The organism is Dactylosporangium sp. NPDC000244 (assembly GCF_040300725.1).
Lineage (GTDB): Bacteria > Actinomycetota > Actinomycetes > Mycobacteriales > Micromonosporaceae > Dactylosporangium.
Map to the genome: position 1 here is coordinate 109,630 of NZ_JBEPEH010000031.1, position 14,193 is coordinate 123,822.

Genomic DNA, 14,193 nt, shown 5'->3' on the forward strand with positions numbered 1-14,193 from the left:
CACGGGCAGGTCGCCGCTCGTTGCCGCGGGGTTGCGGGAGAGACTGTGGGCATGGACGACTCGCTGGCGGTGTTCGACATCGATGGGGTGGTCGCCGATGTGCGGCACCGGCTGAAATACCTGGACCGCCGCCCGAAGGACTGGGAGCGCTTCTTCGCCGCGGCGGATCGCGATCCGGTGCTCGCCGAGGGCGTGGAGCTGGCCCGCTCCTACGCCGAGTCGCACGTGCTCGTGTGGCTCACCGGGCGGCCCGAATACCTGCGCGACCTCACCACGGCCTGGCTGCGCGCCGCCGACCTGCCGGCCGAGCTGCTGTTCATGCGCCCGGCCAACGACCGCCGCCCGGCCCGCGACTACAAGGCCCGCCAGCTCGGGCGGATGAAGCGGGAGTCGGCGGTCTCGGTCGTGGTCGACGACGATCCGGCGGTGGTGGCGCGGCTGCGGGGGCTCGGCTACGTGGTGCGGCTGGCCGACTGGGTCCCGCACTCCTCCACGCTGCAGAGCGCCCAGGAAAATGAGGGTCGCACCTGAGCCCGGCGCCCTACCATCGACGGCACGATGCTGAAGCGGACCGACCCCCGACTCGTCCGGCTCGACGAGGCCTGGACCACGCTGCCCAACCCCTATGACGTCCCGGTCGAGATCTGCGCCGCCCCGGACGTGCCGATCGAGCCCGCCGCGCTGGACGAGCTCCTCACCGTCCTGGAGACCCAGCGCACCCTCGAGGCGCTGTCGCCGGAGGCTCGCATCGAGCGGGTGGTCTGCACGCCCGACTTCCACAAGGGCGCCGGCATCCCGATCGGCACGGTGCTGCAGACCCGCGGCGCCCTGGTGCCGCAGGCCGTCGGCAACGACATCAACTGCGGCATGCGGGTCGAGGCCACCTCACTGGGCGTCGAGGAGGTCCGGCCCCGGCTGGACGAGCTCGAGCGCCGGCTGCGGCACCTGTTCTTCGAGGGCGGCCGCCGCATCGGGCTCACCCCGGACCAGCGCGCGGGGCTGCTCACGGCCGGGCTGCCGGGGCTGCTCGCGCACGGCGAGCTCGACACCCCGGTGCGCCACACCGTCCGCGACGGCGACCGGCTGCACGCGAGCGGCTTTCCGGCGCCGCACGCCGAGGAGTTCGCGGACTGGGTGCGAAGCGGCGGCGGGACCAGCTACGACTCCATCATCGGCGGGGTCGGGGGCGGCAATCACTTCGCGGAGCTGCAGTACGTCGCCGCGGTCCACGACGGCCCGACCGCCTACGCGTGGGGCCTCGCGCCCGGCCGGGTGGTCACGATGGTGCACAGCGGCTCGCTCTCCCTTGGCCACCAGGCCGGGGCGACGGGGCGGGACCTGGCGCGCAAGGCGTGGCCGACCGGCCTGCCCCAGCCCGCGAACGGGGTCCGGCCGATGCTGCTGGACGACTCGACGGAGCAGATCCGGCGGCGGTACCTCACCAGCTTCGCGAACGCCGCGAACTTCGCCGTCGGCAACCGGTACTTCCTCAGCCTCATGATGCGCGCCGGGCTGACCGGTGCCGTCGGCGAGCTCGACGCCCGGCTCGTGTACGACGCCCCGCACAACCTGATGTGGCCGGGCGACGAGACCGTGCTGCATCGCAAGGGCGCGACGCCGGCGGGGCTGTCCGGCGACGGGTGGGGCGAGCCCGTCATCGTCCCCGGCTCGATGGGCGCGCCGAGCTACCTGCTGCGCGGCCTGGGCAACGAGCGCGCGCTCGGCAGCGCCTGCCACGGCGCCGGGCGCAGCGTCCCGCGCGGCGCGGCGGCCCGGGGCAGCGACGCGGAGCTCGACGCCTTCCTGCGCGAGTTCCGCGTGGTGACCCCGCTGAACCATCGCGACCCGGCGGTGGCGACGCGGCGGGACATCATCGCGGCGTGGCGGCGCGACCTGAAGCAGGAGGCGCCGTGGGCGTACAAGGAGGTGCTCCCGGTCGTTGACAGCCTGCGCACCGCGGGCGTCGCCGAGCCCGTCGTGGAGCTGCGGCCCCTGCTGACCGTGAAGGGCTAGACGGTCACGGCGGTCTGCGCGTCGAGGAACTCGGCGAGCGCCGGGGCCGGCAGCGGGCGGGCGAACAGGAAGCCCTGGGCGAGCGCGCAGCCCAGCTCCCGCAGCACCGCGGCCTGGCCCGGGGTCTCGACGCCCTCGGCGACGGGGGACAGGTACATGCTGCGCGCCAGCTCGACGACCGCGCGGAACAGCGCCTTGTCCTGCTGCTCCTCGATGCGGTGCACGAAGGCGCGATCGATCTTGAGTACGTCCAGCGGCAGCGTGCGCAGGTAGGCCAGCGACGAGTAGCCGGTGCCGAAGTCGTCGATGGCGATGCGGATGCCGAACGCGCGCAGCCGGGCCAGGCGGCGGCTCACCTCCGCGGTCTCCTCCAGCGACGCGGTCACGAGCACCGTCTCGGTGATCTCGAGGACCAGCGCGGCGCCCGGCAGGCCGGTGCGCTTGAGCACGGCCAGCACCTCGTCGGCGAAGGCGGGGTTGCGCAGCTGGCGGCCGGAGACGTTCACGGTCACCGAGATGCCGTGCTCGTCGTGCCAGGCCTTGGCGTCGGTGCACGCCTGCTCCAGCACCCAGGCGCCCAGCCGGCCGATGAGCCCGATCTCCTCGGCGACGGGCACGAACACGGCGGGGGAGACCGGGGTCCCTTCCGGCGTGGTGAAGCGCAGCAGCGCCTCGACGGCGGTGACGCGGGTGGTGTGCACGTCGACCACCGGCTGGTAGTGCATCGCGAAGCCGGTGCCGGCCTCGACCGCGGCGCGCAGCTGGTCGGCGAGGAGGGTGTGGGCGACGTGGGCCTCGCGCAGCGCCGGGTGGTAGCGCACGGCCCGGTTGCGTCCGGCCTCCTTGGCCGCGTAGAGGGCGATGTCCGCGCTCTGCAGCGCCTCGCCGGTGGTGACGGGGTGGCCGGAGTACACGCCGATGCTGGCGCTGATCCGCTGCTCGCGACCGGCGACGCGGTAGGGCAGCGCGAGCTCCCGCACGAGCGCGGCGGCGATCTCGTCCAGCGTCTCCGGCGGGCAGATGACCGCGAACTCGTCGCCGCCGAGGCGGGCCAGCAGCGAGGCGGGGCCGGCGGTCGCCCGCAGCCGCTCGCTCGCGGTCAGCAGCAGCTCGTCGCCGGCGGGGTGGCCGAGGGTGTCGTTGACGTCCTTGAACCCGTCGAGGTCGATGATGAGCAGCCCGATCTCGCGGTGGGTGTCGAGGTCCTCCTGCAGGCTGCTGCGGAACAGCTCGCGGTTGGCCAGGCCGGTGAGCACGTCGTGCTGGGCCCGGAAGGCGAGCTCCTGCTGCAGCTGCACACGGTCGCGCAGGGCGCGGCCGAGGCGCAGCACCATCGAGACCATCAGCGCGCCGGTGAGCACGGCGGGCACCAGCGCGTGCCGCCACGGGTCGACCCCTCGGCGCAGCACCAGGTCGGCGACGAGGAGCCCGGGGCCGAGCAGCGCCAGGGCGATGAAGCCGGCGATCGGCGTACCGTAGTCGCCCCGGCTCTTGCGGGCGTGCAGCAGGGCGTGGCGGGCGTCGGGGTGCAGGGCCGCGGCGGCGAACAGCAGCGCCCAGGTGAGCCAGCCGACCGCGGAGAAGGAGCTGGTCACGATCGTGCCGCGGCCGGCGACGTACTTGAAGACGTAGAACGCGTCCGTGCCCGCCATCACCCCGGCCGAGGCGAGCACCAGCCCGGCGACCGTGCCCCGGCGCACCGCGAGCGCGAGGCGCAGCAGCAGCGCGATGGTCACCAGGTCACTCACGGCGATCAGGCTCACGCCGAAGGCGTCGAGGGGCTTGAGACCGCTGCGGTGCAGCAGCGGGTAGAGCACGAAGATCCAGGTCAGCTGGGCGATCCCGAGCAGGATGATGCTCGCGTCGAGGATGCGCGTCGAGGACCACGGGCGCAGCCGGCGGGCGATGAGCCACAGGCCGGCCGCGGTGAGGGGGTAGCAGAAGAAGTACCCGGCCCCGAGCTCCTCCGGCGCGCCGGGCACGACGCTGAGCAGCAGGGTGCTCGTCGCCGAGGCCACGATGCCGGCGAACATGAGCCACCACGCCGCCCGCGGCTCGGGCCGTCGGCGGCACAGGGCGACGGCGGCCACGACGACGCAGCCGAGCAGGGACGCGAGGTTCAGCACGCCTTTGCCGCTCGGCGAGATGAGCGCCGCGACCGCGGCGAGCGCCGCGGCACCGCCGAGGAACCAGAGCCAGATTCGCACCCACTCATTCAGCGGGACGGGTGGTGCAGCCCGGTTGCCCGACGGGGTGCAAGGCGGATCAGCGCTGCCGCGGCGCTACTCCCAGGTCACTATGGCGGCCATGAGCTTCGGTCCGCTGTCGGGCGGTCCGGCCGGATACGGTGCCCTGTCGGCGGTCTCCGCCGCCCGGTACCGCGCTCGGCGCGCTCGCCGTGCCGGCGGGCGCGATCGGCGTGCCGGCCTGCGCCGCGGGCGCGCTCCACCCGCTCGGCCGCCGGCCTTCCGAGGCTCCCGCGCTGACCCGATAAGCGGCATATAGTGCGTTTATGACGATCCGCCGGCTGGTGCCGGCCGTTGTGGTGCTGGTGGTGCTGTCGGGGCTGGCGGCGGGCGGAGCGGCGGCGTGGAGCTGGTGGGGGCGCACCCGCGAGATCCGCGCCGCCCAGCACCGGCTCTCCCAGGAGCTCGACGCGCGCTGGGCCGCCGACCGCCCCGAGGCCCCCACCGGCCCGGTCGCGCGGCTGCACCTGCCCACGCTGCGCCTCGACCTCGTGGTGCTCGGCGGCGCGGGCGGGGACGAGCGGGGCTCCGGCCCGGCGCTCGTCCCGGGCACGGCGGCGATCGGCGCCGCGGGCAACACCGGCGTCGCGGGCGAGCGGCGGCCGGGCGTGTTCTGGGACCTGGACCGGCTGGGGATCGGCGATCCGGTGGTGCTCGAGACGCGGCAGAGCTGGTTCGTGTACCGCGTGATCGAGGCCCGCGTCGAGCGCCCCGAGGACGGCACGGCGCTCGCCCCGCCGCCGCCCGGCGCCGGGCCGCTGCTGACCCTGGTGACGCCCGAGCCGCGGCTGAGCACCGCTCGCCGCCTGATCCGCCAGGCGACGCTCGTGCGCCGTGATGCGCGCGGCGGCCCTCGTCCGGCCGAACTGGCCTGAATCTCCTTTACCGGCCATCTCTGGTGCCGATTGGCCCAGTGGGTCCGAGCCGTGGGGTTCGTCCCGATGCGTGTCGTGTCCCCCGGACGGGGTCGAAAGGAGCGCCTGGCCGTGAGCGAGTTGGGTGACATTGTCCAGGAGTTCCTCGTGGAGTCCCACGAGAACCTCGACCAGCTGGACCGAGACCTGGTCGCGCTCGAAGCCCAGCCGGGCTCGCGCGACCTGCTCTCCTCGATCTTCCGGACGATTCACACGATCAAGGGCACCTCGGGGTTCCTGGCGTTCAACCGCCTGGAGAAGGTGACCCACGTCGGCGAGTCCCTGCTGTCCCGCCTGCGCGACGGCGCCCAGGGCATGACCCCGGCGACCACCGACGCCCTGCTGCGCATGGTCGACACGGTGCGCGGGCTGCTCTCCGAGATCGAGGAGAACGGCCAGGAGCTGCCCGGCGACGACTCCGAGGTGGTCGCGGCGGTCAACGCCTGCATCACCGACGACTCGGCCAAGGCCGCCGCTCCGGCCGCCCCGCCGCCCGCCCCGGCACCGGTCGCGGCCCCCGCGCCCGAGCCCGTCGCAGCCCCCGAGCCCGTCGCGGCCCCCGAGCCCGTCGCGGCCGCCGAGCCCATCGCGGCCGCCGCCCCCGAGCCCGTCGCGGAGATCGTGGTCGTCGAGCCGCCGGCCGAGGTGGTCGTCGTCCAGCCGGTCGTCGCGGTGGTCGAGACCCCGGCCGCGGCGCCGCCCCCGCCCCCGCCGGCCGCGCAGAAGCCGGCCGCCGAGCCGCCCGCCGCCGGCAAGCCGCCCGCGGTCGCCCCGCCCGCGCCCCCGGCCCCGCCCGCCGCCGCCAAGGGGCCCGGCGAGCCCGGCGAGGAGCCGGCCTCCCGCCGCAGCGTCGCCGACCAGTCCATCCGCGTCGACGTCGACCTGCTCGACAAGCTCATGAACCTCGTGGGTGAGCTGGTGCTGACCCGCAACCAGCTCGTCCGCGCGATCGGCACCGTCTCCGACCCCGGCATGACCCGCACCGGCCAGCGGCTCAACCTCATCACCTCCGAGCTGCAGGAGTCGGTGATGAAGACCCGCATGCAGGCGATCGACCACCTGTGGTCGAAGCTGCCGCGGGTCGTGCGCGACCTCTCCTCGACCTTCGGCAAGCAGATCCGCCTGGCCCAGGAGGGCAAGGAGACCGAGCTCGACCGGTCGCTGCTGGAGGCGGTGAAGGACCCGCTGACCCACCTCGTGCGCAACGCCGTCGACCACGGCATCGAGACGCCCGCCGATCGCATCGCGGCCGGCAAGCCGGCCGAGGGGACGCTGACCCTGCGCGCGTACCACGAGGGCGGCCACGTCATCGTGGAGGTCCGCGACGACGGCTCCGGCATCGACCCGGACAAGATCGCGCGGATCGGCGTGGAGAAGGGCATCGTCTCGCGCGACCAGCTCGCCACGATGGACCGGCGCGAGATCCTCGGCCTGGTGTTCAAGCCCGGCTTCTCCACCGCCAAGGCGGTCACGAACGTCTCCGGCCGCGGCGTCGGCATGGACGTGGTCAAGACGAACATCGAGCGCATCGGCGGCGCCGTCGACGTCGACTCGATCGTCGGCAAGGGCACCACCTGGCGGCTCACGATCCCGCTGACGCTGGCCATCATCCAGGCGCTCACCATCGAGTGCGGGCATGAGCGGTACGTCATCCCGCAGGTCGCCGTGCACGAGCTCGTCTACCTCGACGGGCAGTCGGGCCGGGTGGTCGAGCACGCGATGGGCGCTCCGGTGTACCGCCTGCGAGGCAAGCTGCTGCCGCTGGTCTACCTCGACGACACGCTCGGCCTGGCCCGCGACGGCGAGCACGACACCGACGTGTACGTCGCCGTGCTCCAGGCCGAGGGCAAGCGCTTCGGCCTCGTCGTGGACCGGGTGCTCAACACCGAGGAGGTCGTGGTCAAGCCGCTGACCTCGCGGTTCAAGGACATCGGGGTCTACGCGGGGGCCACGCTGCTCGGCGACGGCCGGGTCGCGCTCATCCTCGACGTCGCCTCGCTGGCCCGCCGCGCCCACCTGGCATCCGGCGGCGAGCGCACCGACGCCGACACCGACACGACCGTGCGCCGCGGCGGGGGCAACGCCGACCGGCTGCTAATCGCCGGGGTCGGCGACCGGCGCGTGGCCATCCCGCTGGACATGGTCACCCGGCTCGAGGAGTTCCCGGTCGAGCGCATCGAGCGCACCGGCAGCCGGGAGGTCGTGCAGTACCGCGACCAGATCCTGCCCGTCCTGCGCCTCTCGCACCTGCTGGGCGCCTACGAGACCGAGCCCGGCCCGACGGTCCCGGTGGTCGTCTACACCGAGAACGGCCGCTCGGTGGCGCTCGCGGTCGAGAAGATCATCGACATCGTCGAGGAGGGGCTCGACGACTCCAAGCGCGACTTCGGCGACGACGGGCTGCTCGGCTCGGCCGTCATCCAGCAGCGCGTCACCGAGCTGCTGGACGTGCGGCGGGCCATCCTCGCCGCCGACCCGCTGTTCCACACGTCGATGGACCCGTACGAGCACGACCCTTACCAAACCGGTACCGAGGCCGACTACACCTACCAGCCCGCCGGAGCCTGAGCCATGGCCAGCCGTCAGTACGCCACCTTCGAGGTCGCCGACCAGCTCTTCGGCCTCGACGTCGCCAAGGTCCAGGAGGTCCTCTCCTTCGACCAGTACACCCCCGTCCCGCTCGCCCCGGAGTCCGTGGGCGGCCTGTTCAACCTGCGCGGCCAGGTCATCGCCGCGGTGGACCTGCGCGTCCAGCTCGGCCTGCCGCCGCGCACGAAGACCGCCGAGCCGGCGATGAACGTCATCGTCAAGACCGACGAGGAGTCGGTGTCGCTGCTCGTGGACCGCATCGGCGAGGTCGTGACGCTGCAGGACGACACGTTCGAGCCGCCGCCGGACACCCTGCAGGGCCGCGCGCGGCAGCTGATCACCGGCGCGTTCAAGCTCGACGGGCGGCTGCTGCTCGCCCTGGACACGCAGAAGGCCGTCAACACCAACCCGCCCGGCACCAACCGCGAGGAATAAATCATGAGTTGGTTTACGAATCGCAGTGTGCGGGCGAAGGTTCTCGCCGCGATCGCGGTCGGGGGCGTCGTCACCCTCGTCATCACGTTCTTCGGCCTCAACTCCCTGAGCAACGCCAACGCCACCATGCGGCAGTTCACCGCGAAGAACAAGCAGTTCGTGGCCCTGTCGGAGATGCGCCAGGCGCTCACCGACATCGTCGGCGCGCTCAACGCCGACCAGCAGAAGGCCGCCGACACCGCGCTCAGCGACGCGATCGCCAAGTATCGGCAGGGCGCGCCGGCCGGGCGCGCCGACGAGCTCACGATCGTCGAGAACGCGCTGCAGGCCTACCGCCAGGTGCGCGACACCGTCGCCGCGCAGGCCGTCGCGGCCGGGCGCATCGACCAGTACGTGACCATCATGGCCGCGCAGGCCCAGCCGCAGCTGACCAAGGCCAAGGATGCCATCGGGCGCATGCAGGACGAGGACATCGCCGAGGCCATCGCCTGGCAGGACAGCGCCGACAACGAATACACGACCAGCCGCAACCTGATGATCGCGGCGGCCGTCGTCGGGCTGCTGGCCGCGTTCGGCATCGGGCTGTGGGTCACCGCGCTCGTCGTCGGGCCGCTGCGGCGCGTCTCCGACGTGCTCGGCGCGGTCGCCGGCGGCGATCTGAGCACCAAGGTCGACGTGCGCTCGCAGGACGAGGTCGGGGCGATGGCCGCGGCGCTGAACAAGGCCACCGACAGCATGCGCGAGACCGTGCAGACGATGGACCACACGGCCACCTCGCTGGCGACCTCGGCCAACCAGCTCACCGGGGTCAGCGCGCAGATCGCCTCGGGCACCGGCGAGGCCAGCGACCAGGCCGGCGTCGTGGCGCTCGCGGCCGAGGAGGTCTCGCGCAACGTGCAGACCGTCGCGGCCGGCGCCGACGAGATGGGCGTGTCGATCCGCGAGATCGCGCAGAACGCGAGCGAGGCGGCGAAGGTCGCCTCCCAGGCGGTCATGGCGGCCGAGTCGACGAACCGGGCCGTGAGCCGGCTGGGGGAGTCCTCCACCGAGATCGGCAACGTGGTCAAGGTGATCACCTCGATCGCCGAGCAGACGAACCTCCTCGCGCTCAACGCGACCATCGAGGCGGCCCGCGCCGGCGAGGCGGGCAAGGGCTTCGCGGTCGTCGCCAACGAGGTCAAGGAGCTCGCGCAGGAGACCGCGCGGGCCACCGAGGACATCTCCCGGCGGGTCGAGGCGATCCAGGCCGACACCACCGGCGCGGTCGCGGCGATCGGCGAGATCGGCCAGATCATCTCGCGGATCAACGACTACCAGCTCACCATCGCCTCGGCGGTGGAGGAGCAGACGGCCACCACGAACGAGATGAACCGCAGCGTGAGCGAGGCCGCGACCGGCTCCGCCGAGATCGCCACGAACGTCTCCACGGTGGCCACGGCGACCCAGAATACGTCACGCAACGTAGCGGAAGCGCAACGCGCCGCCTCCGATCTGTCCCGGATGTCGAGCGAAATGCGAGCCCTCGTGGCGCGGTTCCGGATCTGAACGTCGATGGGTTGACGCGACGGGGGTGACGCTCGGTCATCTGGGCCGACGGCGCCCCCGGCCCTTTCGGTGGACAGACCCGGGTGCAGGTGCGTTGCAGACTAGTTGCATGTACAGCCTGGTTAGCGCCCCCGTTCTCGGCTTCGACCTCTCCCGTCTGCAGGGCGGATCGGCCGCGGCCGATGTGCTGCTCCGCAGCCTCACCATTACGCAGGGTGATCTTTCGGCCATCGCCGCGGCTCGCTCCGACGACGACTGGGACCGCGTGGACCTGTGGCGCGACGTCGACGCCGCCGCCCAGGAGCGCCGGGCGAACGCCGCCGACGCCGGCACGCTGACCGTCATCGAGCGCGCCCCGCTGGGCACCCTCGACGGCCTGCTGCACTGCCTGCGCTACGACGTGCTCGACTGGACCTGGGGCAAGCGCCCGGCGCCGTCGGCCACCATGCCCGCCCCGCAGGCCCGCGCCCCCCGCCAGCGGCAGAGCCCGGTCGCCAGCAAGGCCACCGGCGTGCTCTCCGACGCCGCTGCGGCCGCCTACCTGCGCGAGCTGCTCTCCGACGACTCCCGCCGCCGGCTCTCGGCGCCGTTCACCTCCGCGGTGCGCGCCCTGCCCGAGCGCGAGCAGGACCTGGGCCCGCAGGCCGACGACGTGCACCGGCTGCTCACCCGCGTCGGCGCGCTGAGCCCGGCCGACATGCAGAGCCTGAACAAGGTCACCGACAGCGCCCGCCCCGGCCTGTCCGACTGGGCCCCCGCCGTGCACTCGGCCTCGTGGGCGGTCTTCCTCTCCGGCCGCGTCCGCTCCGGCGCCGCCGCGCAGCTGCTGCTGGTGCAGGCGCTGGACCGCTCCGGCGTGCCGGTCGCCGACCGCGCGGGCGGCGTGTGGAACCTGCTCAGCGGCGCGGTGCAGGCCCTCATGGTGCGCGACCTGCTCGACTCGGCCACCGCGCGGCGCCTGCTCGACCCCTACTTCACCGCCCTGGGCCCGCTCGCGGGCTAGAAACGCATCGCCACCCCGCCTCTGTCCGAATGCTCCGGGCAGAGGCGGTTCTTTTGGGAATTTCCCTTATCCACGCCGGTTCCACCGCCGATTAGCCCGCTGGAACGTGACGGGCCTCGCAGTTGCCGCGGGCCCCCCGGTGCTGGAGGCAAAGGCGCGTGATCTCGGTTCTGGTCGTGGACGACTCGGTCGTCGTCCGGCGTCTGATCACCGACGCGCTCGGCGACGACCCGGAGATCCGGGTGGTCGGGACCGCCCCCAACGGCAAGGTCGCCCTCACCAAGATCGAGCAGCTGCGTCCGGACCTGGTCACCCTCGACATCGAGATGCCGATCATGGACGGCCTGCAGACCATGCGCGCGATCCGCGCCCAGTACGCCCGGCTGCCCGTCATCATGTTCAGCACGCTCACCGCGGCCGGGGCGACCGCCACGCTCGACGCGCTCTCGGCCGGCGCCAGCGACTACGTGACCAAGCCGGCCAACGTCGGCAGCGTCGCGGAGAGCATTCGCAGCGTCCGCGAGCAGATCATCCCGCGCATCCACGCGCTGTGCGGCGGCCGGCGCAGCGCGCTCGCCTCGCCGCCGGCCCGCCCGGGCCTCGCGCCCGCGCGCCCGCCGTATCCGCCGCACGCGCCCAACGCGCCGCTGGGCCGGCCCGGGGGCTCGGCGCTGCCCGGGGTCGTGCGGCCGCCGAACGTGCCGCCGGGCGGTCCCGCCGCGGCGCCGATCCGCACCGCGCCGCGCACGGGCGGCGTCGAGGTCGTGGCGATCGGGTGCTCGACGGGCGGGCCGGACGCGCTCACCGCGGTGGTGCGGGCGCTGCCCGCGAACCTGCCGGTGCCCGTGGTCGTGGTGCAGCACATGCCGCCCGTGTTCACGAAGATGTTCGCCGACCGGCTCGATCGCACCGCTGCGCTGACCGTCGTGGAGGCGGCCGGGGACATGGTGGTGCGGCCGGGGACGGTCTACATCGCGCCCGGGGACTTCCATCTGGAGGTCCACCGGCGCGGCACCGAGGTGGTGACCAAGCTCAACACCGGGCCGCCGGAGAACTTCTGCCGCCCGGCCGTGGACGTGCTCTTCCGGTCGGTCGCGCGCACGTACGGCGGTTCGACGCTCGCGATCATTCTGACCGGCATGGGCCAGGACGGGAAACGCGGCGCGGAGCAGCTGCGCTCGGCGGGGGCCGAGATCGTGGCGCAGGACGAGGCGACGTCGGTCGTCTGGGGCATGCCGGGGGCGGTGGCGCAGGCGGGTATCGCGCACGCCGTACTCCCGCTCGGCGAGATCGCGAACCATCTCATCAGCCGTACCGCAGGCGGCCGCGGCGCGAAGTCCATGGAGGTGACCCGATGACCTTGACCGCGCAGGAGTTCGCCTTCATCAGCGGCCTCGTCCGGCGCGATGCGGCCATCGTGCTGGAGGCGGGCAAGGAGTACCTGGTCGAGGCCCGCCTGCTGCCCCTGGCCCGCCAGTCCGGCCTGCCCACCGTGTCGGAGTTCGTGAACCGGGCGCAGCAGCGGCCCGAGCCGGAGATCCACGCGAAGATCGTCGACGCGCTCACCACCAATGAGACGTCGTTCTTCCGCGACGGCGAGCCGTTCAAGCAGCTGGTCGACACGGTGCTGCCGGACCTGCTGCAACGGCGGGCGAGCACCCGCACGATCAAGGTGTGGTCCGCGGCGAGCTCGAGCGGGCAGGAGCCGTACACCCTGGCCATGGTCCTCAACGACAACCTGCCGCCCGGCTGGAACTTCGACATCGTGGGCACCGACATCTCCACCGAGATGCTCACCCGCGCCGAGGCCGGGCAGTACACCCAGCTGGAGGTCAACCGGGGGCTCCCGGCGCCGTTGCTGGTCAAGCACTTCGAGCGTCAGGGCGCGCACTGGAAGGTCACTCCGACGCTGCGCAAGAACGTGTCGTTCCGCCGGCTGAACCTGGCGGCGCCGTTCCCGCCGATGGGGCCGTTCGACATCGTGTTCATCCGCAATGTGCTCATCTACTTCGATGTGCAGACGAAGCGGACCGTACTGCAGCGGGTCGCCGGGACGCTGCGCCCGGACGGCTGGCTGTTCCTCGGCTCGGCCGAGACGACGATCGGCATCGATGACAGGTTCGAACGGGTGGTCGCCGGCCGCACGTCCGCATACAAGCTCCGGGCGGCCAAGGCCGCCAGCCCCGTGAGCGCTGCAGGAAAGGGGTGAAGCCAGATGCTCACCATGGTGATCGACGATTCGCGCGCGATGCGCCTGATTCTCAAGCGGATCGTGGCACAGCTGGGCTTCGACGTGGTCGAGGCGGGCAACGGTCAAGAGGCGATGGACTACCTCACGACCAACGTTCTCGAGGGTGGCGGTGAGATCCCCGGTCTGGCGCTCGTCGACTGGAACATGCCTGAGATGAACGGGCTGGAATTCGTCACGGCGGTCCGCGCGGAGCCGCGGCTGCGCGGGATGACGCTCATGATGGTCACTACCGAGAGTGAGCAGAGCCAGATCGTCCGGGCGTTGGCCTCGGGGGCGCACGAGTACGTGATTAAGCCCTTCACTCCGGACGCCATCATCGACAAGCTGGCGCTGCTCGGCCTCGTCCCGAACGGAGTCGCAGCATGACGAACCCGACAGAAGATGACCTGAAGGTCATCGCGGATCAGGTCTGGTCCTCATACCTCGACCTGGACGGAGCCAGTCCGCTGGTGCCGCTGCCGCACGAGAAACCGGTCGACGACGTGACCGCCTCGGTCTCGGTCACCGGCGCGTGGCGCGGACACGTGCTCGTGAGCTGCTCGGAGGCGGCGGCCAAGCACGTCGCGGCCGCGCTGCTGGGCATCGAGTTCGACGACGTCGCCGAGGAGGACGTCGCCGACGCGCTGGGCGAGCTCGCGAACATCATCGGCGGCAACGTCAAGAGCCTGCTGCCCGAGCCCTGCGCCCTGTCGCTGCCGCACGTGCACGTCGACGGGGCCAACGGCCGCTACCCCTCGGTCACCGAGGTCTGCCACCTCGAGGGCACCTGGATGGCCGAGTCGGTCACCGTCACCGTTCTGGAAAGCACCGCCGATCTCGCTGGAGCCCCCGCATGAAGATTCTGATCGCCGACGACAGCCGAGTGATGCGGCAGATCGTCACCCGCACCCTGCGCCAGGCGGGGTTCGAGGGCCATGACCTCGTCGAGGCCTCGGACGGGCAGGAGGCCTTCGACAAGACGGTGGCCGAGAAGCCGGACCTTGTGCTGTCGGACTGGAACATGCCGCACATGACCGGGGTCGAGGTGCTGCGGATGCTGCGCGCCAACGGCAATCAGGTGCCGTTCGGCTTCGTCACGTCCGAGGGCACGCCGGAGATGCGGCAGGCGGCCGAGGACGCGGGCGCCCTGTTCCTGGTCACGAAGCCGTTCACAGCCGACACTTTCAAGGACGCGCTCGATCCTATTTTGGGATGATA

Annotated in this window: 13 protein-coding genes; 12 read left to right on the forward strand and 1 reads right to left on the reverse strand. The window is 72.5% G+C overall.

What is annotated here, in order from left to right:
* Positions 1-51 precede the first annotated feature (51 nt).
* Entirely contained in the window at positions 52-531 is a 480-nt protein-coding gene (locus tag ABT369_RS37665; protein ID WP_350619562.1) for a phosphatase domain-containing protein, read from the forward strand.
* Between the two features lie 27 nt (positions 532-558).
* Positions 559-2,013, forward strand: a complete 1,455-nt coding sequence (locus ABT369_RS37670; protein ID WP_350619564.1) for an RtcB family protein — start codon at positions 559-561, stop codon at positions 2,011-2,013.
* Here ABT369_RS37670 and ABT369_RS37675 read toward each other — a convergent pair.
* On the reverse strand, positions 2,010-4,220 hold the full coding sequence (locus ABT369_RS37675; protein ID WP_350619566.1) for a putative bifunctional diguanylate cyclase/phosphodiesterase: 2,211 nt from the start codon (positions 4,218-4,220) through the stop codon (positions 2,010-2,012). The genes ABT369_RS37670 and ABT369_RS37675 overlap by 4 nt on opposite strands.
* A 305-nt stretch (positions 4,221-4,525) precedes the next feature.
* Between ABT369_RS37675 and ABT369_RS37680 the strand changes: the two genes are divergently transcribed.
* From ABT369_RS37680 to ABT369_RS37725, 10 genes are all read left to right on the forward strand, one after another.
* Positions 4,526-5,134: a class E sortase gene (locus ABT369_RS37680; protein WP_350619568.1), complete on the forward strand. Its 609-nt coding sequence runs from the start codon at positions 4,526-4,528 to the stop codon at positions 5,132-5,134.
* Between the two features lie 111 nt (positions 5,135-5,245).
* Complete coding sequence (locus ABT369_RS37685; protein WP_350619570.1) at positions 5,246-7,741, forward strand: chemotaxis protein CheW; 2,496 nt, start codon at positions 5,246-5,248, stop codon at positions 7,739-7,741.
* Between the two features lie 3 nt (positions 7,742-7,744).
* Positions 7,745-8,197: a chemotaxis protein CheW gene (locus tag ABT369_RS37690; protein WP_350619572.1), complete on the forward strand. Its 453-nt coding sequence runs from the start codon at positions 7,745-7,747 to the stop codon at positions 8,195-8,197.
* Between the two features lie 27 nt (positions 8,198-8,224).
* A complete protein-coding gene (locus ABT369_RS37695) occupies positions 8,225-9,742 on the forward strand; it encodes a methyl-accepting chemotaxis protein (protein WP_350619574.1) in 1,518 nt (505 codons plus the stop codon).
* Positions 9,743-9,851: 109 nt separating this feature from the next.
* On the forward strand, positions 9,852-10,745 hold the full coding sequence (locus tag ABT369_RS37700) for a hypothetical protein (RefSeq protein WP_350619576.1): 894 nt from the start codon (positions 9,852-9,854) through the stop codon (positions 10,743-10,745).
* A gap of 158 nt (positions 10,746-10,903) precedes the next feature.
* Positions 10,904-12,103: a protein-glutamate methylesterase/protein-glutamine glutaminase gene (locus ABT369_RS37705; RefSeq protein ID WP_350619578.1), complete on the forward strand. Its 1,200-nt coding sequence runs from the start codon at positions 10,904-10,906 to the stop codon at positions 12,101-12,103.
* Entirely contained in the window at positions 12,100-12,954 is an 855-nt protein-coding gene (locus ABT369_RS37710) for a CheR family methyltransferase (protein ID WP_350619580.1), read from the forward strand. Before ABT369_RS37705 ends, ABT369_RS37710 begins: the two co-directional genes overlap by 4 nt.
* A gap of 6 nt (positions 12,955-12,960) precedes the next feature.
* Positions 12,961-13,362, forward strand: a complete 402-nt coding sequence (locus ABT369_RS37715) for a response regulator (RefSeq protein WP_350619582.1) — start codon at positions 12,961-12,963, stop codon at positions 13,360-13,362.
* Complete coding sequence (locus ABT369_RS37720; protein ID WP_350619584.1) at positions 13,359-13,832, forward strand: chemotaxis protein CheX; 474 nt, start codon at positions 13,359-13,361, stop codon at positions 13,830-13,832. Before ABT369_RS37715 ends, ABT369_RS37720 begins: the two co-directional genes overlap by 4 nt.
* A complete protein-coding gene (locus ABT369_RS37725) occupies positions 13,829-14,191 on the forward strand; it encodes a response regulator (RefSeq protein ID WP_350619586.1) in 363 nt (120 codons plus the stop codon). Before ABT369_RS37720 ends, ABT369_RS37725 begins: the two co-directional genes overlap by 4 nt.
* Positions 14,192-14,193 lie beyond the last annotated feature (2 nt).

What these genes read in the sequence shown, in the direction of transcription:
- ABT369_RS37720 (WP_350619584.1), top strand. Translation starts at nt 13,359, where the DNA reads ATGACGAACCCGACAGAAGATGACCTGAAGGTCATCGCGGATCAGGTC.
- ABT369_RS37690 (WP_350619572.1), top strand. Translation starts at nt 7,745, where the DNA reads ATGGCCAGCCGTCAGTACGCCACCTTCGAGGTCGCCGACCAGCTCTTC.
- ABT369_RS37670 (WP_350619564.1), top strand. Translation starts at nt 559, where the DNA reads ATGCTGAAGCGGACCGACCCCCGACTCGTCCGGCTCGACGAGGCCTGG.
- ABT369_RS37710 (WP_350619580.1), top strand. Translation starts at nt 12,100, where the DNA reads ATGACCTTGACCGCGCAGGAGTTCGCCTTCATCAGCGGCCTCGTCCGG.
- ABT369_RS37725 (WP_350619586.1), top strand. Translation starts at nt 13,829, where the DNA reads ATGAAGATTCTGATCGCCGACGACAGCCGAGTGATGCGGCAGATCGTC.
- ABT369_RS37715 (WP_350619582.1), top strand. Translation starts at nt 12,961, where the DNA reads ATGCTCACCATGGTGATCGACGATTCGCGCGCGATGCGCCTGATTCTC.
- ABT369_RS37680 (WP_350619568.1), top strand. Translation starts at nt 4,526, where the DNA reads ATGACGATCCGCCGGCTGGTGCCGGCCGTTGTGGTGCTGGTGGTGCTG.
- ABT369_RS37700 (WP_350619576.1), top strand. Translation starts at nt 9,852, where the DNA reads ATGTACAGCCTGGTTAGCGCCCCCGTTCTCGGCTTCGACCTCTCCCGT.
- ABT369_RS37665 (WP_350619562.1), top strand. Translation starts at nt 52, where the DNA reads ATGGACGACTCGCTGGCGGTGTTCGACATCGATGGGGTGGTCGCCGAT.